At 67.2% G+C, this 22,969-nt stretch carries 18 protein-coding genes and 1 other RNA gene; 7 read left to right on the plus strand and 12 right to left on the minus strand.

The genetic code is table 11. The features are described from left to right. Nucleotides 1–132: 132 nt before the first annotated feature. The 6 genes from EV653_RS18175 to EV653_RS18200 all read right to left on the minus strand — a co-directional run bounded on the left by EV653_RS18175 (nt 133) and on the right by EV653_RS18200 (nt 7,436). Complete coding sequence (locus EV653_RS18175) at nt 133–1,482, minus strand: ABC transporter substrate-binding protein (RefSeq protein WP_238159874.1); 1,350 nt, start codon at nt 1,480–1,482, stop codon at nt 133–135. Between the two features lie 22 nt (nt 1,483–1,504). Continuing rightward, nucleotides 1,505–2,404 carry a carbohydrate ABC transporter permease gene (locus EV653_RS18180; RefSeq protein WP_134104937.1) on the minus strand — a complete coding sequence of 300 codons (900 nt, stop codon included), beginning with the start codon at nt 2,402–2,404 and terminating at the stop codon, nt 1,505–1,507. Continuing rightward, on the minus strand, nt 2,401–3,345 hold the full coding sequence (locus tag EV653_RS18185) for a carbohydrate ABC transporter permease (RefSeq protein WP_238159875.1): 945 nt from the start codon (nt 3,343–3,345) through the stop codon (nt 2,401–2,403). The genes EV653_RS18180 and EV653_RS18185 overlap by 4 nt, the downstream gene beginning before the upstream one ends. A gap of 33 nt (nt 3,346–3,378) precedes the next feature. Then, the gene (locus tag EV653_RS18190) at nt 3,379–5,502 is read right to left on the minus strand and encodes an alpha-galactosidase (RefSeq protein ID WP_134104938.1); all 2,124 of its coding nucleotides are present in this window, start codon (nt 5,500–5,502) and stop codon (nt 3,379–3,381) included. Between the two features lie 322 nt (nt 5,503–5,824). After that, complete coding sequence (locus EV653_RS18195) at nt 5,825–6,580, minus strand: nucleotidyltransferase domain-containing protein (protein ID WP_238159876.1); 756 nt, start codon at nt 6,578–6,580, stop codon at nt 5,825–5,827. Continuing rightward, entirely contained in the window at nt 6,570–7,436 is an 867-nt protein-coding gene (locus tag EV653_RS18200; RefSeq protein ID WP_238159877.1) for a nucleotidyltransferase domain-containing protein, read from the minus strand. Before EV653_RS18200 ends, EV653_RS18195 begins: the two co-directional genes overlap by 11 nt. Nucleotides 7,437–7,654: 218 nt before the next feature. On the opposite strand from EV653_RS18200, the gene EV653_RS18205 reads away from it, so the two are divergent. The 3 genes from EV653_RS18205 (at nt 7,655) to EV653_RS18215 (ending at nt 10,287) form a co-directional block, all read left to right on the plus strand. Next, complete coding sequence (locus tag EV653_RS18205; protein ID WP_238159878.1) at nt 7,655–8,224, plus strand: winged helix-turn-helix domain-containing protein; 570 nt, start codon at nt 7,655–7,657, stop codon at nt 8,222–8,224. Beyond that, nucleotides 8,221–8,919, plus strand: a complete 699-nt coding sequence (locus EV653_RS18210; RefSeq protein WP_134104939.1) for a hypothetical protein — start codon at nt 8,221–8,223, stop codon at nt 8,917–8,919. The genes EV653_RS18205 and EV653_RS18210 overlap by 4 nt, the downstream gene beginning before the upstream one ends. A 189-nt stretch (nt 8,920–9,108) precedes the next feature. Then, on the plus strand, nt 9,109–10,287 hold the full coding sequence (locus tag EV653_RS18215) for a hypothetical protein (RefSeq protein ID WP_134104940.1): 1,179 nt from the start codon (nt 9,109–9,111) through the stop codon (nt 10,285–10,287). 83 nt (nt 10,288–10,370) lie between these two features. On the opposite strand, the gene EV653_RS18220 is transcribed toward EV653_RS18215, so the two are convergent. After that, nucleotides 10,371–12,644 (minus strand): M4 family metallopeptidase, encoded by a 2,274-nt coding sequence (locus EV653_RS18220; protein WP_238159879.1) that lies wholly within the window; start codon nt 12,642–12,644, stop codon nt 10,371–10,373. A gap of 514 nt (nt 12,645–13,158) precedes the next feature. Here EV653_RS18220 and EV653_RS18225 point away from each other — a divergent pair. The 4 genes from EV653_RS18225 to EV653_RS18240 all read left to right on the plus strand — a co-directional run bounded on the left by EV653_RS18225 (nt 13,159) and on the right by EV653_RS18240 (nt 17,611). Then, nucleotides 13,159–15,069 carry an FHA domain-containing protein gene (locus tag EV653_RS18225; protein ID WP_134104942.1) on the plus strand — a complete coding sequence of 637 codons (1,911 nt, stop codon included), beginning with the start codon at nt 13,159–13,161 and terminating at the stop codon, nt 15,067–15,069. A 36-nt stretch (nt 15,070–15,105) separates the two neighbouring features. Then, nucleotides 15,106–15,528, plus strand: a complete 423-nt coding sequence (locus EV653_RS18230; RefSeq protein ID WP_134104943.1) for a MarR family winged helix-turn-helix transcriptional regulator — start codon at nt 15,106–15,108, stop codon at nt 15,526–15,528. Then, entirely contained in the window at nt 15,525–16,715 is a 1,191-nt protein-coding gene (locus EV653_RS18235; protein ID WP_134104944.1) for an epoxide hydrolase family protein, read from the plus strand. Before EV653_RS18230 ends, EV653_RS18235 begins: the two co-directional genes overlap by 4 nt. A gap of 113 nt (nt 16,716–16,828) precedes the next feature. Continuing rightward, a complete protein-coding gene (locus EV653_RS18240) occupies nt 16,829–17,611 on the plus strand; it encodes an SDR family NAD(P)-dependent oxidoreductase (protein ID WP_238159880.1) in 783 nt (260 codons plus the stop codon). Nucleotides 17,612–17,617: 6 nt separating this feature from the next. Here the strand turns inward: EV653_RS18240 and EV653_RS18245 are convergent, their stop codons facing one another. The 5 genes from EV653_RS18245 to ssrA all read right to left on the minus strand — a co-directional run bounded on the left by EV653_RS18245 (nt 17,618) and on the right by ssrA (nt 22,891). After that, on the minus strand, nt 17,618–18,160 hold the full coding sequence (locus EV653_RS18245; protein ID WP_134104946.1) for an SRPBCC domain-containing protein: 543 nt from the start codon (nt 18,158–18,160) through the stop codon (nt 17,618–17,620). Then, nucleotides 18,157–18,474: an ArsR/SmtB family transcription factor gene (locus EV653_RS18250; RefSeq protein WP_134104947.1), complete on the minus strand. Its 318-nt coding sequence runs from the start codon at nt 18,472–18,474 to the stop codon at nt 18,157–18,159. The genes EV653_RS18245 and EV653_RS18250 overlap by 4 nt, the downstream gene beginning before the upstream one ends. A 49-nt stretch (nt 18,475–18,523) precedes the next feature. Further along, nucleotides 18,524–19,387 (minus strand): alpha/beta fold hydrolase, encoded by an 864-nt coding sequence (locus EV653_RS18255; protein ID WP_134104948.1) that lies wholly within the window; start codon nt 19,385–19,387, stop codon nt 18,524–18,526. A gap of 75 nt (nt 19,388–19,462) precedes the next feature. After that, nucleotides 19,463–22,141: an AAA domain-containing protein gene (locus EV653_RS18260; RefSeq protein WP_134104949.1), complete on the minus strand. Its 2,679-nt coding sequence runs from the start codon at nt 22,139–22,141 to the stop codon at nt 19,463–19,465. A gap of 374 nt (nt 22,142–22,515) precedes the next feature. Then, nucleotides 22,516–22,891: a transfer-messenger RNA gene (gene ssrA, locus EV653_RS18265) on the minus strand. Nucleotides 22,892–22,969: the final 78 nt, after the last annotated feature.

Below are 22,969 nucleotides of genomic sequence, written 5' to 3' on the forward strand. Positions count from 1 at the left end.
CGCGTCGCCTCAGCGGCGACACCTGACCTACCCCCGGAGGAGCACCCTGCGCCTGCGGACGCAGTACGACGTACTCCCCCGGGCGTAGGCCCGGCCAGGGTCAACCCTTAGCTGTTCCCTCAGCTGTTTGCCTCAGGTGTTGACCGCGAGGATCTTGTTCACGTCGTCGTTCGCCTTCGCCAGCGAGCTCGGCTCGGCCTCGAACGACATCACCGACTCCATCGCCGGCGTCATCACCGCGGTCACGTCCGCGGCGTTCGGGTTGGCCGGGTACGGGAACACGTCTCCCGCCTCGACCGGTTCCAGGAACGGCGTGACGTCCCAACCGCTCTTGGCGAACGCAGCCTTCGCCGCCGGCATGCTGGCGGCGACCGCCGGGAACACCACACCCGCCTCGGCGACGATGTCCTGAGCGGTCTGCGAACCAAGGAACTTCACCCAGGCCCACGACGCGTCCCGCCGCTTGGTCCCGGCCCAAATGGTGTCCGCCAGACCGTTCATCATCGACATCCGCTTCCCGATCGGACCGATCGGCAACCGCGCAAGCTTCGTCTTCACCTGCTTCAACTGGCCGTACGTCCCGAGCATCCACGAGCCGTTCGGGGTCATCCCGTACTTCCCGGCGCCGAAGGAGGTCGTCACGTCCACGCCGGATTTCGCCTGCGCGTACGTCGGCATCAGGCCCTTCGTGATCAGGCCCCGCCACCATCCGATCGTCTCGGTGAACTTCGGGTCGCCGTAGAAGAACTTGGTGCCCCACGGCTCGCCCTGGGAGTACTTCCAGCCGTTGATCGCGGCATACCAACTCCAGCTGGTCTGCCCGTCACCACCGCCGGCATCGGCGTACCCGAGCCCGTAGACCTTCACGTTCTCCTTGTCGAACCCAGGCTGGTCGCCGCGACGCCCCTTCGCGTCCACCGTCAGCCGGCGGACGATCTGCTCGAACGTCCCGCCGTCCTGCGGGTTCCAGGTCATCGAGTTGAGTTGGTCGGTGCTGATCCCGGCCGCCTCGGTGAACGCGCTGTTGTAGAAGTAGACCTCGGTGTCCCAGTCCTTCGGCAGTCCGTACCGCTTGCCGTCGGCACCGATCCAGCGATCGGCGAGACCCTTCTGGTAGATGCTCAGGTCAACGTTGTCCTTGGCAACGTAGTCGTCGATCGGCAGCACCTGCCCCTTGTCCGCGAACAGCGGGTACTTCGAGGAGTGCCCGGTGAACACGTCCGGCGCCGTGTCGGAGATGAACCCGGTCACCAGCTTGGACCAGTAGTCGTTCCAGCCGTACTGCTCGATGGTGACGGTGTACTGCGGGTTCTGCTCGTGGAACACCTTCGCGCACTCGGTGTACATCGGCAGCTGGGCGGAGTCCCACAGCCAGTAGATGACCTCGCCCGGCCCTCGGGCCGCGGCGCCGTTGTTGCAGGCAGCAAGCGACGGTACGGCGAGGGCGGCGAGTCCGGCCTTCAGCAGATTACGTCGTGACATCAGTGAATTCATGGGCCCGTCCTCACTTGATCCCGGAGAAGCCGATGGAGTTCGTGATCCGCTTGGCGAACGCCAGGAACAGGATGATCATCGGCAGCGCCGCGATCAGCGTCGCCGCCATCAGCCCGGCCCAGTCCGGACCGCCCTGCGGCGTCTGCGAGCGGAACACCCCGAGCGCGACCGTCAGCACGCGGACGTTCTCCTGCTGACCGACGAGCAGCGGCCAGAAGTAGTCGTTCCACGAGTTGATGTAGGTCAGGATCGCCAGCGTCGCGATCGGCGCCGCGCTCAGCGGGATGATCATCCCGAAGAAGATCCGCCGGTGTCCCGCGCCGTCGATCATCGCCGCTTCCTCGAGCTCGCGGTTGATCCCGAGAAAGAACTGCCGCAGGAAGAAGATCGCGAACGGCGTCATGAACGCACCGGGCAGGATGATGCCGGCGAAGCTGTTCAGCAGGCCGAGGTTCTTGATCAGCACGAAGTTCGGCAACGTGGTGAAGATCGGCGGCACCATCAGCGCGGCCAGGAACACGGCGAAGACCTTGTCCCGCCCCGGCCAGCGCAGCCGGGCGAACGCGTACGCCGCCATCGCGCTGAAGAACACCTGGCACACCGTCGTGATGGTTGCCACGACCAACGAGTTCCGCAGGTACAGCCAGAAGTTGACCGCCGCGCCGGACCCGCCTTGGGCCTGCGCCTCCTCGATGCTCGACAACCCGAGCACCCGCTTGAACGCACCGAGCGTGGTCTCTACCGGCAGCAGCGAATTCGGGTGACCGGGCAACTGGGTGTTGTCAGAGAACGCGGTCCGCAGCATCCAGTAGAACGGGAACAGCGTGACGATCAGCAGAATGAACAGCAGGACCCAGGCGACGGTGCGCCCGACGGTTACCTGCCGTACCGAACCAGACGACAGACTCATGCGAGATCACTCTCCCGCGCCCGCAGCAACCGTAGCTGGACCAGCGAGACGACCGCGAGGATGGCGAACAGCACCAGCGCCATCGCCGACGCGTACCCGAAGTCGAACCGGGTGAACGCTCGCTCGTAGATGTAGTAGTAGATGACTCTTGTCGCGTTGATCGGACCGCCCTGCGTCGTCACCGCGACAGTGTCGAAGATCTGGAACGACCCGATCATGGTGACCACCAGGACCATCACCAGAACAGGCCGCAACAGCGGCAACGTGATCCGCCAGAACGTCTTCCACTCGGTCGACCCGTCGACCTCGGCCGCCTCGTAGACGTACGACGGGATCGTCTGGAGCCCGGCGAAGACCAAGAGTGCGGTATACCCCATGTGCCGCCAGACGTTGATCCCGGCAACGGTCGGGATCGCCCAGTGCGAGTCGCCGAAGAACGCGATCGGGTCGATCCCGACCCAGCCCAGGAACGTGTTCACCACGCCGACCTGCACGTCGAGCATCCAGTACCAGACCAGCGCGACCACGACGTTCGCGACCAGGTACGGCGCGAGGATGATCGCGCGGACCGTGATCGATTTGGTCAGCCGGTACATCAGCATCGCGATCCCGACCGCCAGGACGGTCTGCAGGCCGATGTTGATCACGACGTACTCGACCGTGACGCCGAGCGCGTTCCAGAAGAAGCTGTCGTGGATCATCCGGTCGTAGTTGGCCAGGCCGTTGAACTTCGGTGCCGAGAGCAAGCTGTACTCGGTGAAGCTCAGGTACGCGCCGCGCAAGGTCGGCCAGATGTAGAACACGACGAAGCCCAGGGTGGCAGGGGCGATGAAGATCATCGCCACCTTCAGGTCTCCCAGGCTTCGCCGCTTCCCCGGCGGTGCTCCGGAGTCCCCGTGACTTCGTCTCGTGTCGGGTGGTGCGTTGGTGGTGGCGGTCACGGGGATCTCCTCTTCTGTCGGCGATCGGGTGGCTTACCCGATCGCTGTAACTTCCAGCAAGATCGCGCTCTCGGGCCATTGCACGGGCATGAGTACTCCGACCGAGGCGAGGGCGGCGCCGTTCAGCTCCACGCTTCCACGGTCGGCCGACCAGGCGGTGGACCGCGACTCGGGTCCGGGTGTCGCGACCTTGTTGACTCGATACGTCCGCTGCGGGTCGAGGCCGGGCAGCCTGACGCGTCCGACGGCAGATGTCACCGACTGCTTCACCTGTACGACGCTGAACACGCCACGCCCGCCGTCCTGCGCGACGACCCCGTGCACGAGCACGTCTTCGGGACCGCGGTCGGCGCGGACCACTCGGCCGGTGTGCAGCAGCGGCCGGAGCTTCTTGTGCAGCGCCACCCAGCCTTTGAGTTCCGCGCGCTCCTCGGGGCTGGCCGACGCGATGTCCCACTCGATACCGAAGTGGCCGAACAGCGCCGTCGTCGCGCGGAACGACAGGGTCTGCGTCCGGCCGGTGGTGTGCGCCCGGGGCGGCCCGACGTGGCAGCCGATCAGCTCCGGCGGCAGCAGCAGTTGCGTGTACCACTGGATGGTCTGCCGCTCGAGGGCGTCGTTGCTGTCGCTGCCCCAGATCCGATCGGTGCGCTCCAAGATGCCCAGGTCGACGCGGGCGCCGCCGGACGAGCAGGACTCGATCTCCAAGCCGGGGTGCCGGCGCTTGAGCTCGTCGATCAGCCGGTAGACCGCCAGCGTCTGCTCGTGGATCCCCGCCGTACCCGTCAACTGGTTGCCACCGTCAACGAAGTCGCGATTGTGGTCCCACTTCAGGTAGGCGATGTCGTACTCGGACAAGATGCTGTCGAGCCGCTCGAGGATGTAGTCGTAGGCGGCTGGGATACCAAGATTCAGGCCCTGCTGGTGACGCGCGGTCGGCGGCAGCCGGTCGCCGGCGGCGAGGATCCAGTCCGGGTGCTCGCGGGCCAGGTCGGAGTCCGGGTTCACCATCTCCGGCTCGACCCAGAGCCCGAACTGCAGGCCGAGGCCCTTCACGTGGTCTACCAGCGGGTGCAGGCCCTTCGGCCAGATCCCCTCGTCGACGTACCAGTCACCGAGGCCGGCGTGGTCGTCGCGGCGGCCGCGGAACCAGCCGTCGTCCAGGACGAATCGCTCGGCGCCGACCTCGGCGGCCGCGTCCGCGAGCGCCTTCAGCTTGTCGAGGTCGAGATCGAAGTACACGGCCTCCCACGTGTTCAGTACGACGGGGCGCTCGGTCTTCGGGTGGTTCGCCCGGGCACGCAGGTAGTCGTGGAAGCGATGTGAGACCTGGTCGAGGCCGACGCCGTACGAGCCGTAGATCCACGGGGTGCTGTACGTGCCCTGCGGCTGGAGGCGGCCCTCGCCCGGGAGCAGGAGCTCGCCGCCGCCGATGACGGCGTACCCGCTCATGCCGCGCTCGGCGTACGAACGGTGGTTGCCGCTCCAGGCGGTGTGCACGGCCCAGATCTCGCCGTCGCGGAAGCCGAAGCCGGGGGTGCCGGCGAACAGGAGCAGGGTCGCGTCGGCGCCGGTGCGGCCGCGGCGGTTGTCGCGGATGTGCGCACCCTGGGTGAACGCATGGCGCTGCGGGTGGCGCTCGCCGATGTGCCTGCCGGTCAGGTCGAGTAGCTCGGTCGCCTCGGTCGGGACCGGCAGCGCGAGCAGCAGGCCGTCGACGGTGTACGGCGTCGCGGCCGTGTTGGTCAGGTCCGCCTTGGCCCGGAGCAGACCGGAGTCGGTCAGCTCGATGGTGAGCGTGAGGTCCAGGCCTGCCTCGGTGTCGGCGGCGTCGACCCTCACGGTGTTGCCGGTCTGCGCGACGCTGGTCAGCCGGAAGCTCGCGGAGAAGTCGTGCCCGTCGCGGTGCCCGCTCAGGCCTGGGGTACCGAACCAGCCGGCCGAGTACTCCGGCACGATCGCGATCGGGCGGTTCTCGTCCAGGCCGTTGCCGTCCTGGACCGCACCCGCGCCGCGGCGTAGTTCCAGCAGAGCGCTCTCGGTCAGCTCGCCCAGGTCCGCACCCCAGTGCAGGACGGACGGGAGGCCGGGGCCGGAGCAGTCGAGCACCAGGCTGACCGCGGCGGCCCGGAGCTGCAGGATCTCGATGTTCGACACTGTTGATTCACTCTGCTTTCTGATTGATTTCAGGACGGAACTATTTACCCCGTCAGCCACAATGTCAATGCTTCACGAAGTTAAGTAATTACCCTACGACTGTCCTGCGTTGTCAGCCCAGACTCCGGTAACCGTTATCCAACCCCTACCCGGTCGACAGCACCACCGCAGACCGCGCGCCGCGGGCGGCGGGCCGCGCGGCGGGAGGTGGCGGGCGGGCGGGTCGCGGCCTGCGGGCCGGGGCGGGAGGCGGCGGCCCCCACCCCCGCGAACAGGCGGCCCTACCGCCGCGGCGGCGACGCGCTGCTTGCTGCGTGCGGCTTCAGCCGAGGCGGGTGCGAACTAGCAGGTCGTGCAGGGCCGGCTCGGCTGTTGGGCGGTCGGGAAGGCGGCTTTCGGCCTCCGCCTCGTCGAGGGCCGCCTGGAGACGGGTGACATCCTCGGACAACCGCTCCCCCGACGGGCCGTCCAGCGGCGCATGTTCGGCCTCGGCCTTGGCGGCCATCAGCTCGGGCAGGTAGGCCGGTGCACCCTCGAGCAACTCGCGCAGATCCGCCTGTACGACGCCGGTCCGCATCAGGTTGATGCCCGTGAGTAGCACCCGGAACGTGTACAGCAGCGGCTTGAGCTCGCGCTTCTTGAGGAAGAACTCCCACTGGGTCTTCGCGAAGCCGCGGTAGTGATGTGCGTGCCATTTGGTGATGCAGCCGGCCGCGAGTTCGATCAGCTCGGCGTGTTCCGGCGTACTGGTGACCTCGAGCGGGGACAGGACCTGCTCGAGTACGTAGCCGTTGCGGCGGAGCATCAGCCGGGCGAACTTGGCCAGGTCGTGGGTGACCAGGTCGACCTCGGCCTCGTTCTCGAACCAGGTGCGATCGAGCGTCTCGGGACCGGTCCGCAGCCCGACGACCTCGGCGGCCGGAAGGACGTGTACGCCGCGCAGGTCGACGTCGGAGTCGCGGGACGGGAAGCCGTACAGGTGCGCGCCGGAGACTGTCGCGAACAGCAGTGGGTACGGCTGCTCGCCCATGATCGTGCGCAGCTCGGCGTAGTCGAGGTGCCGCATGTCACGCGTCACTGAGACTCCTCTTCCGTACGGACCGCAACCACTCGTCGACCGTCGCGACATCCGGTATCGCCGGGAGCACCGTCTGCTGGAGCGCGTTGTCGAGCTCCTCGTGCAGTGACAGCCGCCAGCGTTCGACCTCGTCCCACGGGATTTCGCCACGCTTCACCGCCAGCAGCCGGTCCCGATGCGGGCCGACGTCGACGATCAACGTTGCCTCTAGCAACAGACTCCGTGCGGCGAGGAGCAGCCGGATCAGGTGCATCACGTGCTTCCACTTCGGCGAACCGTCGCGCCGGAAGTCCGCCTCGAGCTTCTTGAACTGGCTGAGCACGTACCCCGAATAGGTTTGGTATACCAATTGCGACAGGAACGACTGGCGCAGTCCGACCAACTCTTCACCGAGTGGGGTTTGGCGTACCACCAGCGGTGAGTGCAGGACCTCGAGCAGATTCGGATTGGCCTTCAAGGCCAGCTCGCAGAACCGCTCGATCTCCCACGAGAACCACTCCGGCTCCGGACCGTCCACGTGCGTCGGCGGCTTGGCCAGCGACCAGAACGCCTCGGTCGGCGCGACGTACACCCCGCGCGTATCCGTGTCCGAAGCATCCGTGTCCAGACCGAACGCCCGCGAACCGACTACCGCCGCATAGATCGTGTGTTCGCGGACCAGGCGGTCCCCGTCCGGCAGTTCGAGTTCGATCGCCTCGTCCTGGTACACCGTCCGCAAGCTCAGTTGGTCGCGTCGCGCAACCGTCTCCCGCCCGTCAACGAGTCGCACTGTGTACCGCCCGTCCGCCGTGATGCCCGCAACCCGCCCGGTCGCCCCACGCTGCGCCGTACCGCCCTGATCATCGGGGGCAGCCACCCGAATCACCACCTGCGTCCCCACCGGCAACTGCGGCCCTCGCTGTGCACCTCGCACCGACATGCCGCCCATGCTCCCGTATCGGTGGATCCCCGGGCCATCACATTTGCAGGCCGCCGCCCGTTCCCCGCGGGCCACGCACACCGGCCGCCGATTGTGATGGCCTGGCGATCCGCGATCCTCTTGACAAATTTTCCTGTCAATTAGAGATTGTCTTCATGCTGCGCTACGTCGAGGAGCCGGAGAAGGTGCGGTTGGCGCTGTCGCCGATCCGGCGGCAACTGCTCGAGCTGCTGCGGGAGCCGGCGTCCGCGACCCAGGTGGCCGCCGCCCTTGACCTGCCTCGGCAGCGGGTGAACTACCACCTTCGCGAGCTGGAGAAGGCCGGCCTGGTGGAGCTCGTCGAGGAGCGGCGACGGCGCGGATTCACCGAACGGATCCTGCGTGCGTCGGCCGGTCTGGTGGTCGATCCGGGCGTGATGGGCCGGGCGTTCACCGAGATCCAGGACCAGTACGCCGCCGAGCACCTGGTCGAGGTCGCCGCCGGCACGGTCCGCGAGGTAGCGCGGATGCAGAACGCGGCCGACGCCGAGGGAAAGCGGCTGCTGACGTTCACGCTCGAGGCCGAGGTGCGGTTCGCGGAGCCGGGTGAGGTGCATCGGTTCACCGATTCGTTGGCCGCGGCAGTACAGCAGGTCGTCGAGCAGTTCGACAGCGAAGGCGGACGGCCGTACCGATTGATCGCGGGCGGTCACCCGGCGCCCCGCCGTACCGAAGGAGAGTCATGAAGATCGTGGTCACCGTCGCGGCGCCGGTCGAGGCAGTCTGGGACGCCCTGCGGAACAAGGAGAAGATCCGGCACTGGCACGGCTGGGAGTACGAGGGCACCCAAGGTGGGCTGGAGGAGGAGATCGACCTCATCTACTTCACCGAGACGACCGAGGAGGGTACGACGCTGACACTCGGCCACGGGGACCGCTTCGAGGTCGAGCCGGTCGAGGGCGGATCCCGGGTCACGCTGACCCGCGCGCCGCGCGGCGCGAACCCCGAGTGGGAGGCGTACTACGACGACGTGACCGAAGGCTGGATCACCTTCCTGCACCAACTGCGCTTCGCCGTCGAGCGGCATCCGGACGAGCCCCGGCACACGCTGTTCTTCTCGGGCACCGGCGCGGTGTCCCCGATCACGGAGCTGGGCATCCCGGCGGAGCCGGCCGGCGCACTCGTCGAGCTGGAGCTCGTTGGTCAGCCCATCAAGGGTGAGATCTGGTATACCAGCGAGCATCAGGTCGGAGTGACAGTAGATGCCTGGGGCAACGGTTTGCTCGTGCTCAGTCACATCCCGCCGGGCGAACAGAAGCCCGACGGCGCCACGATGGCGATCCTGTCCGTGTACGGCGACGTCGACCGCGACGAACTCGAGGCCCGCTGGCGCGCCTGGTGGCAGCAGCGCTGGCCGGAGGACCTCAACCTCCCCGGCTGAGCCGGCCGGATCGAACTGACACGGTGGTGACAGGGCGCAAACGTGTCAGTACGCTCGGTCTACCCCTGAGGGTTACCCGGGAGTACCTTGACGCCGACGGTGATCTGGTGGGGGTCCTGGGATCACCGAACTCCGGCGAGAGGCCTTCCGGTGAGAAACCCGCCCTCTGTTTTCTCAGCTTGGCGTCGAGTGTCCGCAGCAATCCTCCTACTGTCCCTGACCGGGCTCGGCCTGGTCGCTCCCCCGGCCCACGCCGACGGTCCCGGCTCCGGTACGCCGTACGTCGTCACCGTTGGGGACTCCTACATTTCGGGTGAGGCCGGCCGCTGGGCCGGTAGCTCGAACGACTCCGAGGCACCGGCCGACGCGCTCGGTGCTCACGCCTACCACGACAACGCGAGCCACACCGCCGAGCAGATCCCGCGTTGCCACCGCAGCCAGTCCGCCGAGGCGTACATCGGCGGTGGCGTCGGCGGACTGAACCTGGCCTGCTCCGGCGCCAAGACCACGACCGCCACCGGCGACTACTTCAAGCCGGGGATCGACTTCTACGACGACGGCGCCGGCAACCTGGGCCAGGCGAAGATGCTGCAGCAGTTCGCCGTCAGCCACAACGTGAAGCAGGTCGTCGTCTCGATCGGCGGCAACGACTTCAACTTCGCGTCGATCGTCACGCAGTGCGTGCAGAACCTCCTGCTGTCGCCGTCCTGGGATCCCGACTATTGCAAGGACGACTCGTCCGTCGTCGCCAACTTCACCTCCGCCAACATCACCACCGTCCGCGCCAGAATCGCGACTGCCTTCCAGAACGTCCGCACCGCGATGCGCAGCGCCGGATACGGCGACAACGCGTGGAATCTCGTCGTACAGACCTATCCGTCCCCGATCCCGTCGGCCAGCGGGTTCCGGTACAGCCAGTCCGGCTACACCCGGCAGAGCACCGGCGGCTGCGGCTTCTGGAACGCCGACGCCGACTGGGCCAACGCGACCGCGCTGGTCACCATCAACAACACCGTCCGCGCTGCGATCGGCCAGTCCGGCCTCAGCAACGCTCGCCTGCTCGAACTCCAGTCCGCGTTCAACGGCCGTCGCCTGTGCGAGAAGTCGGTCGGCCTGTACGAGGAAGTCGGACTGACCTCTTGGACTCAGCCCACCGCCGTCGACAAGACCGAGTGGATCAACCAGATCCGCACGGTCACCACAGTCGGCTCGGACTACTTCATCCAGGAGTCCCTGCACCCGAACTACTGGGCCCAGCTCGCACTCCGCAGCTGCGTCCGCCAGACCTACACCCAGAACCGCGGCGGCACCTGCACCATCGCCGGCACCGGCCTCGTCAACGGCGAGCCCCGGATGTCACTCGGCTGAGCCCGAGCACGAGCTCGGCTGAGCCCGAGCATGAGCCGGCCGCCGCACCCCCGAAGGTGCGGCGGCCGGGTTCTTTCAGGGGGTCAGCTCAGGTTGAGGCCCGTGTCGTCGATGACGAACGAGGTCTGCAGGGAGCTGTCTTCGGTGCCGGTGAAGCTGATCGACACCGTCTGGCCGGCGAGGGACGAGACGTTGAACGACTTGAGCGAGTAGCCGCTCGCCTTGTTCAGGTTCGAGTACGTCGCCAGCGTGGTCGAGCCCGCCTTCACCGTGAGCTTGTCGTACTGCGTCGTCGTGGTGGTCTCCGCAGAATCGATGTGCAGGTAGAAGGTGAGCGTCGCCGCGCAGCCGGCCGGGATGGTGACCGACTGGCTCAGCGTGTCGGTGTGGGTCTGGCCGTAACCGTCGAGCCACGCCTTCCAGGTGCCGCTGTGCGCGGGCTGGGAAGCGGTGTTGTCGATCACTCCGGTCGAGGCCGACCACGGTGACGCCGTACCGGTCTCGAAGCCCGCGTTGCCGAGCTTCTGGCCGGGCGACGAGCAGCCGCCACCGACAGGGCTGACGGTGATGCTGAACGACGTGCTGCCGGATCCACCAGCACTCGCGGTGGCCGTGGCGGTCACGTTGTAGGTGCCGGCGGTGGTCGGCGTACCGGAGACGGTGCCCGTGGAGGAACCGATGGTGATGCCAGCCGGCAGACCGGTGGCGGACCAGGTGTACGGCGCGGTGCCGCCGCTGGCCGTCAGCGTGAACGACGCGATCGCGGTACCGACCGTGGCGCTCTTGTTGCCCGGGTTGTTGACCGTGACGCCGCCGGAGACGGTGCAGGTCGGGTCACCGGACTGAGCCGGAACGCTGACCGCGTCCCACGCCGCCTTGACGGTGTTGAACTCGGTGCAGCTGCCCGGGTACAGGTTCTTCGCCGCGGTCAGGGTCCAGGTGCGGTACTTCAGGTACGAGCTGCTGCTGGTCTTCATCAGCATCGCGTTGTACATGATCTTGATGGCCTTCTGGATGCCCAGACCGGTCACCGTCGAGCTGTTGCAGGTCGGGACGTTCGGGTTGCCGCCGCTGCCCAGGGACAGCAGAACGAACCAGTGGTCGCCGGGACCGGCCGCGGCGTGCACCTCGGAGCCCGGGATCGAGCTCGAGTAGCAGTTCGGGTCGCCGACCGCGGACGGGTTGTACATGTTGCGGATCGGGCCGCTGCCGACCAGGTTGACCTCTTCACCGACGTAGAAGTCCGGCGGGTCGTAGGCCGAGCCCTGGTTGCTGTAGAACTCCGTGGCCGCACCGAACGTGTCGGCGACGAACTCCTGGGTGCCGCTGCCGGAGATGCCGCCCGGCGTGTGGTCGTCGATGCCGTGGCCGAGCTCGTGGCCCACGACGTCCATCGAACCGATCCAGCCGCCGGCCGTGTTGTGGCCAACCTGCACCTGCGAACCGTCGTAGTACGCGTTCTCGTCGTCCAGGCCGACGCGGATCGGCCAGCCGCCGCCGTTGCCGTCGAAGCCGTTACGGCCGAGCCAGTCGGTCAGCATGTGCCGCTCGGTCTGGGCGGTGAACAGCGCGTCGACGCAGCCGGTCTCCTTGTTGGACGCCGTTCCGTTGCCCCAGTTGTCGTCCGGACCGGAGAACGTGGTGTTGTTCGCCGCGTCCTGGCAGGACTGGTTGGTGGTGTTGGGGTCCTTCATCGAGTACGTGCTGCCGGACAGCGTGGTGTCCAGGTGGACCGGGTTCGGTCCGCTGTACGCCGCGGTGCCGTTGCCGGCCATCACGTGCTCCTGGGTGCCGAGCACCTTGCCGCTCTGCGCGTCGACGTACACGGACAGACTCGACGGCTCGTTGCCCTTGCTGCCACTGACCCGAGACTGCCAGGCAAGCTTCGGGGTGCCGTTGAGCGCGTAGACCGCGAGCGTCGGGGCGGTCGAGGAGTCGACCTTCTTCAGCTGCTTGGTGGCGGTCTTCAGCGCGGCCGCGGCGGTCACCTTGGCCGACGTCGACAGGTCGGGTACGGCGGTGGTCTGGGCGACGGAGGTGGATTTCACGGCCCCTCTGGCGTCGGTGACGACGACGAAGTCGCCACCGATGACCGGGAGGCCCTTGTACGAACGCTCGTACGGGACGTACTGCAGGCCGGACGGATCCGAGATCACCGACTTCGCGGTGAACTTGTCGTCCTTCGAGGCGTGCAGTGCGCTCGGCCGGCCGGCGACCAGCGACGACGCGGAATCGACGGCGAACGCCTTCGACTGCGCCTGCGAGGGCCGGGGTGGGGGTGCCGCACTCGGCGCGGCCCCTGCGGCCGACGTACCGAATCCGGCGAGTGCTGCCGCGGCGAGGCCGGTGAGCCCCAAGACGACAGCAGGCTTTCGAGAACGCTGGAACAAGACCATTGGTATTGGTCCCTTCGCGAATACGGTGCTTTGGGCGGGTTGCGCCTCGCCGGACTGCAGGCGGTGCACCACTCCGCCTGGAACCTCCGGCCTACTCATCGGGCCTGTTGCTGGGCTCCCCCTTTTCATCCGGCCCCGATGAATCGCGCGGGGGGACACTATGTCCGCGACCTCACCCGGGCAAGGCGCTACCGTGCCGTTGGCACCCTGAGGACAACTGACCGCGTTGTCATCGCTACTAACAGCTGACAAAGGCGACCGAATCCTGAGATTTGTGACGACTCGAGGCCGTTCCGTCGGATGATTCGGGCCGGGCTGTGAGGGCGCTGTCGCGGAGGGTGCTGGTGGGGTACTGCCGGTGGTCGGGAACCGGCGCGGATGGCAGAATCGCGCCGACGGGTTGTCTGCCGCGGGGTGCGACGCGCCGGCAGCGGCGCGACGGAACGCGATCAGGATGACGCCGGCTGGGGTGTGAGTGGAAACCGAATTCGTGCTGTCGCTCGGTGAGCAGCGCTGGACGCTGCCGGCCGAGGCCGACACGATCACCATCGGCCGCGCTTCCAACGCCGACATCCGGCTGCAGGCCGACGACCAGATCTCCCGCATCCATGCCCGCCTGGCCCGCGACGGCGCCACCTGGACCCTCCACGACGAGTCCCGCAACGGTACCGGCCTCAACGGCCACCGCATCACAGCGCCCACGGCCCTGAGCACGGGCGACCGCATCCACATCGGCCGCTCGGTCCTCACCTTCCACAAATCCACCATCCCGGACCCAGTCACCCCAACCGCCGCCCATCCGGGCGAGGCGTACGCCGCGGGTGCACAGCCGGACGCCTATCCCCGCGCCGATGAACGCGAAGCGGCCTCCCAGCCGGGCGAGGCGTACGCCGCAGGTGCACAGCCGGACGTCTATCCCCGCGCCGATGAACGCGAAGGGCCGTCCCAGCCGGCTGGGTTCGGCCAACCAGCTCCCCCGCCACCGGCAGTTGCTGCGCCCACTCCGCCTCCGACACCTGCGGGCCCTGCGCCGGGTGGAGCCTTCCCGCCTGCTGAGGAGCCGTGGGTGGCCGACGGGGGCGTGGACGGCGGCGAGCAGTACGACGAACCCGCGTACCAGGCCGACCCGGCGCAGCACCAGGCTGACCAGGCGGTCGGCGGTGGCGAATACGGCGGACCGGCGTACCGGGACGACGGAGCCGGGTACCCCTCTGAGGCGGGGTACGGCGCTGAGGCGGAGAACGAGGCTCAGGCGGATTACCGGGCTGAGGCGGAGTACGGCGCTCAGGCGCATAACCCGGCTGACGCGGAGTACGGGGCTCAGGCGGATCACCGGGCTCAGGCGGAGTACAGGGCTGAGGATGAGGCCTCGTATGGGCCGGCTGGGGTTGTGCCTGGGTTTGAGGTGGAGGATGGGGCCGGGCGGCCCGGTGACAGGGGTTGGGCGGCGTATCCGTCGGCGGACAACCCGGAGCCGGTTCGGACGCCGTCGGAGATCTCGGCGCGGGTCGAGCAGGCGGAGCCGAACTGGAACCGGTCGGACAACTGGCCGGAACCGGCTCGTGCGCCGGCGGACCGACGGCTGCCCGGCGGGGATCGCCGTACGAGCGCTGACCGACGCGCCGATGGACGCGCCACCGCGGACCGGCGTACGAACGCGGAGCGGTTGCCCCACGCGGACCGGCGTACGGCGGGGGTCGAGGACGATGCCGTCGGGACCGTGCGGCTGCCTCGCGTGCTGATCGTCGGCGCGGGGATCATCGTTCTCGGGCTGATCGTGAACCTGATCGTCACGTTCCTCGCCGACGGACCCGGTGGCGAACTGCGCTGGCTCGTCCCGCCGGGGATCGCCCTGGTGGTGTCGATGGTGCTGGCGCTGCTCGACGCGGCCGCACCGAAGGACCACCGTCCCGGGCGGCTCGACGTGTCGATCCTGATCGCGATCGCCGTTGTCCTCGTCGGCATCGGCGTCGGCGGGTTCGCGCTGACCGCCGGCACGGAGTACGTCGGCGGCTACCTGACCGGCAACGAGTCCGGCGAGGACCGGTTGGTCAAACCTGTCGCGAAACCCTCCGGGGAGGTCACCGTCACGGTCGAGAACGTCACGTACACGAGCCATTTCACCCGGGTCGAGGTGATGCTCGCCAACGGCGCGAAGGAGCCGGTGACGATCCCGATCGCCGGCTCGACCTTCACCGCTGCGGACGGCACCGCCCTGCACGCCGACACCCGCCGCAGCAACTGGCCGAGCAAGGTGGCCACCGGCGGCACCGCGCGCGGAACGATCACGTTCAAGGGCAAGCTCCCGGACAGCGCGGACGCCGCCGTCCTCACGTTGAAATCCGGCGAGACCGCGTTCGCCATACCCGTTGCCCTCAGCAACTGACTTGAACATACATCGAAAATTGATATAGTCGTCGGCATGGATGTCGATCGGCTGACGACTGTCATCGAGGACTTCAACACGATCTTCATCCGGCTGCCGTCGGTGCGGAGATTCAACTTCTCGACGCTCTCGGTGCTGCACACGCTCGATCGCAACGGTCCGCTGCGCCTCACCGACCTCCTTCCGACCGAGCAGCTGAAGCAGCCTGCCCTGACCAGCCTGGTCGCCAAGCTCGAGCAGGACGGTCTCCTCGAACGCCGCCCCGACCCGAGCGACGGCCGGGCCAGCCTGATCTCGCTGACCAGCGCGGGCCAGGAGATCGTCCACTCCCGGCACGCCCACCGGGTCGCGAAACTGACCGCACTCGTCGACCAGCTGACGCCCGAGGAGCGCGCTGTGCTCGCGGGCTCCGTCGACGTACTCCATCGCTTGACCGAGCTTGCGGAGGATTCCCCATGATTCCAACGCCCATCCAGGTGTCCGACGACGTTCTCGACGATCTCCGCCGGCGTCTCCGTGCCACGAAGTGGCCCCGCGACGCGGGCAATGACGACGGCTTCTACGGCGTACGCCGTACTCGCCTGCAACCGCTCGTCGAGTACTGGGCCGACGGTTTCGACTGGCGGGCCGCCGAGCGCGCGATCAACGCCTACGACCACTACCGGGTCGACGTGGGCGACGTACCGGTGCACTTCATGCACAAGCCGGGCGTCGGTCCGAACCCGATCCCGTTGATCCTGAGTCACGGCTGGCCGTGGACGTTCTGGCACTGGTCGAAGGTGATCGACCCGCTCGCCGACCCAGCGTCGTACGGTGGCGATCCGGCCGATGCGTTCGATGTGATCGTGCCGTCTCTGCCCGGGTTCGGGTTCTCGACGCCGACGCGGCCGGACATGAACTTCTGGAAGATCGCCGACGTCTGGCACTCGCTCATGACGGATGTGCTGGGACACCCGAAGTACGCCGCGGCCGGGTGCGACGTCGGCGCGCTGGTGACGGGGCAGCTCGGGCACAAGTACGCCGACGAGTTGTACGGGATCCACATCGGATCGGCGCTGAAGCTCTCGTTCTTCAACGGCGATCGCGGGTGGGACCTGAGCGGCGGCAACCCCATCCCGGCCGGTCTGCCGCCGGAGATTCACGCCCGGATCATCGAGCTCGAACACCGCTTCGCGTCGCACCTCGCCACGCACGTCCTGGACCCGAGCACGCTCGGCTTCGGTCTCGCCGATTCACCCGCTGGGATGCTGGCCTGGATCCTGGAACGCTGGCAGAAGTGGGCCGAGAGCGAGAAGGCGTTCACCGACGACGACCTGCTCACGCACGCGACGATCTTCTGGGCGGGCAACGCGATCGACACCTCGATCCGGACGTACGCCAACAACAACCGCTACCCCTGGACGCCGTCCCACGACCGTACGCCGGTGATCGAAGCGCCGACCGGGATCACGTTCGTCGGCCACGAGGACCCGCCCGGCGTACACAGCCCGCAGGAGCGCGTCGACAACTTCCTCGCCAGCGACCGCGCCGCCTGGTACAACCACGTCAACATCACCGCCCACCCGAACGGTGGCCACTTCATTCCGTGGGAGCTCCCAACGGAGTGGACCGACGACCTCCGGCGGACGTTTCGCGATCTCCGCTGACGTACGGCGGCTGACGTACGGCGGCTGACGTACGGCGGCTGACGTACGGCGGCTGACGTACGGCGGCTGACGTACGGCGGCTGACGTACGGTGGCTGACGTACGGTGGAGGTCGTGCAGACGATTCTGATCACCGGCGCGACCGACGGCCTCGGACGTGAGCTGGCCCTTCGTTTGGGTACTGCGGGAGCGCGCATCCTCATCCACGGACGTTCCGCCGAGCGCGCGGAGCGGGTGCAGGCTGCCATCCTCGCCGCCGGCGGGCCTGAGCCTGAGATCCTGCTGGCGGACCTGGCCGGCCTTCGCGAGGTCGACAAGCTTGCCGGAGGCATCAACGGGGAACTCGATGTCATTGTCAACAATGCGGGCATCGGCGCGGGCCCGCGGGGTGGGCCGCGCGAGGTGAGTGCCGACGGCATCGAGTTGCGGTTCGCGGTCAACTATCTCGCCGGTTACCGGCTGACGCGGCTCCTGCTGTCACAGCTGGCCCCGTCGGGCCGGATCGTCAACGTGGCGTCGGCCGGCCAGGAGCCGATCGACTTCGACGATCCGATGATGGAGCGCGGCTGGGACGGCTTCTCGGCGTACCAGCGGAGCAAACTGGCGCAGATCATGTTCACCATCGACCTGGCGTCGGACGGTGTCCTGGCCAACTCGTTGCACCCAGCAACATTCATGGCCACCACGATGGTGACCGAGAGCGGCGTCAGCCCGATCAGCACTGTCGCCGAGGGCGCCGACGCCACGATGCGCCTCATCACGGCGCCGGACCTGCCGACCGGGCGATACTTCAACGGCCTCCGCGAATCGCGCGCGAACGAGCAGGCGTACGACGCGGACGCCCGGGCACGCCTGCGCAGCCTGTCGGACGAACTCATCGCGACCGCGTTGCGCTGAGTCCGCTCAGCGGATAGCGGCTGACATGGCTTGGTAGGCGGTGACGAGCTCCGCCCAGTGGGACTCGGTGTCGGCGGATTCGCTCCCGGTGAGGTACGCCGCGAGGTTCTCGGCGTGGATCTGCCAGCCGGTTCCGAAGTACTCGATCTTGTCCAAGGGGACGCCGCGCACCTCGATGGCCAGAATCGTCTGCGCGCCGTCGGGCGTCAGCGTGGCCTCGATCGTTTTCTCGAACGGCGCCGGGCCATTGCCTCGCTGCGCGGATTCGTCGGTCTCTCTGGTGGTGACCCGCAGACTCCGCGGCGGTTCGCAGACCTCGATGCGTCCGGTGCTGTGCAGGTCGGCGGACGCGACGTACAGGGTGAAGGCGCCGCCGAGGCGGAGATCGCCGTCTACCTTCCCGTACCACCGGGCCACGCGGTCCGGCTCGGTGACGGCCGACCAGAGATCGTCGATGTCGGTGTCGTAGCGGTCCTCGATCCGGACGACGCCCGCGCCGTCGGCCACTGCCAACCGGCCCAGAACCCGGGTTGCTCCGTTGGATGTCATGTGTCGCTCCTCTTTCCCCTGGCGATCTCGGTGTGCAGGGCGTCGAGCCGCTGCTCCCAGAGCGCGCGGTACCGTCCCAGCCATTCGTCGAGCTCGGCCAGCGGCTCGGACCGCAGGCTGTAGACCCGGCGCTGCGCCTCCTGCCGGCTGTCGACCAGCCCCGCCTCCCGCAACACCTTCAGATGCCGGGAGACCCCGGGGCGCGCGATCGGCAACAGCTCCGCCAACTCGCCCGCTGTCGCCGGACCGGCGGCCAGCGCCTCGACCAGCGTCCGTCGACCGTCATCGGCCAGAGCCCGCAGTACAGCTTCCATGGCTTGTATGTAACCACTCGGGTACGTAACTGTCAAGGTACATACGCGGTCAGCTGGTGTGGAGAGATGCCTCGAGATCGTGGTCGACGTACCCGTGGCGCTCCCCGCGGACCAGGTGCAGACGAATCTGCTGGGCGATCGTGTCCGGCGCGTTGAGGTCGGGGGCGTTGTGATCGAGGCCGGGGAGGATCGTGTACTCCGCGCTCGGCAGGATCGTCGCGAGCTGCGGGAGTACTCCGGTCAGGTACGCGGGCGACTTCTCACCACCGAGGAGAAGGGTCCGCGACGCGATCCCGGCGTACCGGCTCCCGTCGGAGTCGAGCCGGGCGACCTCGCCGATCTCGGCCGGCGTCGTCGGCATCATCTCCCGCGTCTCGCGCCCACCCGAGCCGCGCAACATCAGCAAGGAGATTGCCCACAGCAACGGCCTGGCCCGGAACGGCAACAAATCGGTGCCTTTGAGGAACGTCGCCATCGCGGCCACCCGCCGCCCGTCCTGCAACTGCTGCGCAAACGCATCCAGCCAGCTCGCATCGAACGACCCGCCGATGCTCACACCCGGCTCATAGGCAATCAAGGCGTCCAGCGGCTCCCGCAACGCCACGTGAAGCGCGATCAACCCGCCGTAGCTGTGCCCGAACACCACCCGCGCCCCCGTGCGCTCCATCACCGCAAGCACATCGTCAGCCTCGGTCTCCACCGAGTACGCCGTACCTCGTGGCGCGCTCGCCCCGTGCCCACGTCGCTCAACCACATGCACGGTATGAACTCCGGCCAACCCCCGCGCGAGCCGCTCGTAGTGATGAGCCCGCCGATTGTTCCCCGGAATCACGACCACCCCGGGCCCGGCCCCCGTACTGGACACCTCGACCCCGCCCACCAACGCCCGCCGCCACACCTCGGTACGTCCCATCGCCACCCCTCCAGGCTCACACCCCTACCTTCCCAAACACCACTGACACGCCCCTGACTTCCCGCTGGCACGAACTCATCTGGATCGGCTGACCCATTCGGCTTCGGCTTGGTCCAGAGCCATACGGATCCGCGCGACCTCGTCACTCCCCGTGGTCGGCAGCCGCCGCAGCGGCATCTCGTAGGCCAGGAAGATCTCGTCCTTGAGCTTGTCTCGTGCCAGCTGCACCGGATCCTTCTCGTGGAACGCGAACCCGTCCACCTCGATCGCGAGCAGCGGCTGGTTGCTCACCCGGTTGTAGACGACGAAGTCGACGGAGGCCCGATTGGCGATGTACGTCGTCTGCGCCTCGGTGAGCGGTCTGTCTCCTAGGAACAGATTCCGCAACAAGATCTGCGCTCGTGCGGTCAGATGCTGGTACTTCGCATCGGCCAGGATGTCGTGGAGGACGGTCCAGATGATGTCCTCGGACCGCTTCTGCTCGTTGCGCAGTCGTCCGGCGAGCAACCGCAGGCGCTTGTTGTAGTCGCGGTACAGCAGGTCGAACACCGAGACGATGGAGCTGTCGACCACACCGATGTCGAGGGCCTGGTAGTCGATGTAGCCGATCAGGTCGCGAATGTACCTGCTCCTCGAAAGCAGGCTGTGGTTGGTCACCAGGATGAACTTCCGCACCGCTCGCGACACCGCAACGTTGACCAGCTGCGGATCGTCGACGAACGCGAGCCCGGTCTGTCCGCGCCAGGTCTCGTCGAGAACCGTGGTCATGATCATGGTGTCCTTCTGCCGGCCTTGGTACCGGTGAACGGTGTCCGCCTCGAGTTTCTCGATCGCGTCGACGAACTGCTCGACGACCTTGCCGGCCTGCTTGCGGTAAGGCGTTGTGACACCGATCTGATCGCGCGGTACGCCGGCGCAGTCCTCGGGGATGACTTCGTTGACGATGACATCGACCTCTCGCTGGTTCGAACGACCACCGCCACGGTGCTGCCGCATGTGATTGCCTTCAGCGGTACGGCGTACCACCATCGGCTGTTCACTCTGGGATCGAGTGAACGGAACGAGCCGGCCGCCATAGAACGTCTTGTTACAGAACCCGATGATCGCCGGGTCGCAGCGGTAGTGCTCACGCAGCAAGGTGCGCGGGATGTCCTCCGGATATACGGCGCCTAGCGACGACAGGATGCTTTGGAGCTCGTAGTCGTATGCGGCGGTTGGTGCAACGACGCCGCGAGCCGCATCCTTGTCGACGATGGGCGGTAGCTGCTGGAGGTCACCGACGACGATGAGATTTCGGCATGATGCGAACGCGACACCGGCGGCCAGAAGGTTGACCTGGGACGCCTCGTCGATGATCAGATAGTCGAGCAACTGCCCGAACGGCAGGTTGCCACGCAGCGCGTGACAGGTGCTGAGCAGCACGGGATAGTCCGCGGCGAACCGCTGAAAGTTGTTGCGATAGGTCTTCGCGTTGTACGTCGTACGTGTCGTCGCGTACCGCTCGCCGAGCGCGGCGTGGAGCGCCTGGACCGACAGTTGGCTGTGCTCCTCGACCAGCCGCTCGAAGTCGGCACTGCTCAGCTCGTTGTCCAGTTGCGCAAGCTGGGCGGTAAGTTCAGCGAGCTGGCGGTCGTCGAACGCTCGCTGGAGCCGCAGTACGACGGAGGTGTCGGCGGGGTCGAGTCCGCGCAGCGATCCGTACCTCAAGTACTTGTGGATGCGGCGAACGAGCCCTACGCGCCGACCGTCCTCGAGTGCGGTCTCGGCCAGGTAGTCGAGGATGCGGTCGGACGATCGGCGCAGCAGCGGAAGGCGTTCGAGCTGCGACAAGTCACCAGGCTCGACATGCTTCTCGAAGTGCTGGAGCTCCAAGCTGTACGCATCGATCTCCTGCCGCACCCGAGCTCGTTCGCGCTCGGCCTGCTGAAGTCGGCGCAGCCGGGTGTCCAGCTCGACCAGCCGTTCGGGCGGCGGCGGAGGCGGAGTACGGCGGACGAAATCCTCCACGTGGGCGTTGCGCTGCGCCTGCCCCTCGAAGAACGCGTCCACGAGTTCGCGGCGTCCGAGCCGGGCGATCACGTGTCCGAACCCGAGATCCGCGAGCTTCTCGCGGACGTTGTCGACCGCCGAGTTGCCGTACGAGACCACGCCGACGGTCGCCGCGCCGCCGACGATGATGTTGGCAATCAGGTTAAGGATCGTCTCGGTCTTGCCGGTGCCCGGCGGTCCTTCGATCACGGACACGGAGTGGGTCAGGGCGTTCTCGACCGCCTGTCGCTGGCTGAGGTTGCTGCGGAACGGATAGATCGGCGGAGCTGCCAGCTCACCCGGCTGGATCGGACCACCGGTCAGGTACTGCGCGAGGGCGCTCTCGGGGTGGACGAAGCCCAACGACTCGTACACCGGCCGCAGCGGGTCGTCGGCATCGAGACGGGACACGATGCTGCGCCAATACCCGAGGGCATCCGCGACACCTGGAGTGTCGGTGGCACTTGAGATGACCCGGATCCGCGGCGCCCAACGACTGGCCCACCCTTCCCCGTCGAGCTTCCGGTAGAACACGTGCGCCCACTCGCCTTCGGGCGCGACGAATGTCCGGACCTCTGTCGCGTTCTCCCAGATCTCGCCGTCGAGTTCGAGCTTCTGTCCCGCACGGACCTCGACCGACACGGGGTTCGTGAGGATCCGTACACGAGCCTGCTTGTACTCGTACCGCCGGCCGCCGCTGTAGGTGATCGCGATCCGCCCATTCACCACCGGCTCGTGCCGAACAACCTCCCGAGTTTTGTCGACGAACCCTTGGGGCCCAGATACCAGCACAACCTCACAACGGGCATCAACCACGCGTCCCCCAATCCGCAGTCAAGCCTAGGTAACCCAACTACGGAGCGCGACCGGACGACGACAACAGCGCGTCGCACACATTCGCTCGACTGCCGGAGGCCGACCGGTACCGAGGCGCGTGACCTCGCGTACGCGCCGTTTTTCGACGTGTGTGATGTGCTGCACGGACTGAAGGCGAAGGCGGACGACCTGGCCGGCTGTGGCGTCGTTGCAGTGACGGTCGTTTTGGGCCGCAGACAGCAGAACGCGCAGGTCAGATGGGTCTGACCTGCGCGTTCTCAAAGGGGTGGAGGTGGCGGGAATCGAACCCGCGTCCTTCGGCGGGGTTTCAAGACTTCTCCGGGCGCAGTCTGTTAAGCGATTTTCTCAGCCCCAGCGCTCTCACAGACACGTCGCTGACAGGCTCAGTCACTGTAAATGTCCCGTGTTAGCCCCGTGACCGGGCTAACACAGCAAGCTTCCTAGCTGAGGCCAGGAACCGGGTCGGAAGCATCCCCGGGCTGACCGCTACTTTAGTGCTCGGCCGTCAGGCGGCGAGAGCGTAGCTAGTGCGCGATGTATTGGCACTTATTGTTTTCCAGAGATCGTTAACGAGATAACCCTGGATCCTCGGCCCGCTTCCCTTGGAACCAACGTCCAAAGTCGAAACCGTTCACCCCCTGTTGAGTTGTCAAACTCCCACCGCCCCGGAGGGTGGTGGAAGATCCACACTATCAAGTCCAACAGACCAACCGCACC

This window comes from Kribbella pratensis (genome assembly GCF_004365355.1).
GTDB lineage: Bacteria > Actinomycetota > Actinomycetes > Propionibacteriales > Kribbellaceae > Kribbella.

Excerpts from the sequence above, each read along its gene's own strand:
- EV653_RS18175 (WP_238159874.1), bottom strand. The coding sequence starts at position 1,482 with ATGTCACGACGTAATCTGCTGAAGGCCGGACTCGCCGCCCTCGCCGTA.
- EV653_RS18180 (WP_134104937.1), bottom strand. The coding sequence starts at position 2,404 with ATGAGTCTGTCGTCTGGTTCGGTACGGCAGGTAACCGTCGGGCGCACC.
- EV653_RS18205 (WP_238159878.1), top strand. The coding sequence starts at position 7,655 with ATGCTGCGCTACGTCGAGGAGCCGGAGAAGGTGCGGTTGGCGCTGTCG.
- EV653_RS18210 (WP_134104939.1), top strand. The coding sequence starts at position 8,221 with ATGAAGATCGTGGTCACCGTCGCGGCGCCGGTCGAGGCAGTCTGGGAC.
- EV653_RS18230 (WP_134104943.1), top strand. The coding sequence starts at position 15,106 with ATGGATGTCGATCGGCTGACGACTGTCATCGAGGACTTCAACACGATC.
- EV653_RS18235 (WP_134104944.1), top strand. The coding sequence starts at position 15,525 with ATGATTCCAACGCCCATCCAGGTGTCCGACGACGTTCTCGACGATCTC.
- EV653_RS18245 (WP_134104946.1), bottom strand. The coding sequence starts at position 18,160 with ATGACATCCAACGGAGCAACCCGGGTTCTGGGCCGGTTGGCAGTGGCC.
- EV653_RS18250 (WP_134104947.1), bottom strand. The coding sequence starts at position 18,474 with ATGGAAGCTGTACTGCGGGCTCTGGCCGATGACGGTCGACGGACGCTG.
- EV653_RS18255 (WP_134104948.1), bottom strand. The coding sequence starts at position 19,387 with ATGGGACGTACCGAGGTGTGGCGGCGGGCGTTGGTGGGCGGGGTCGAG.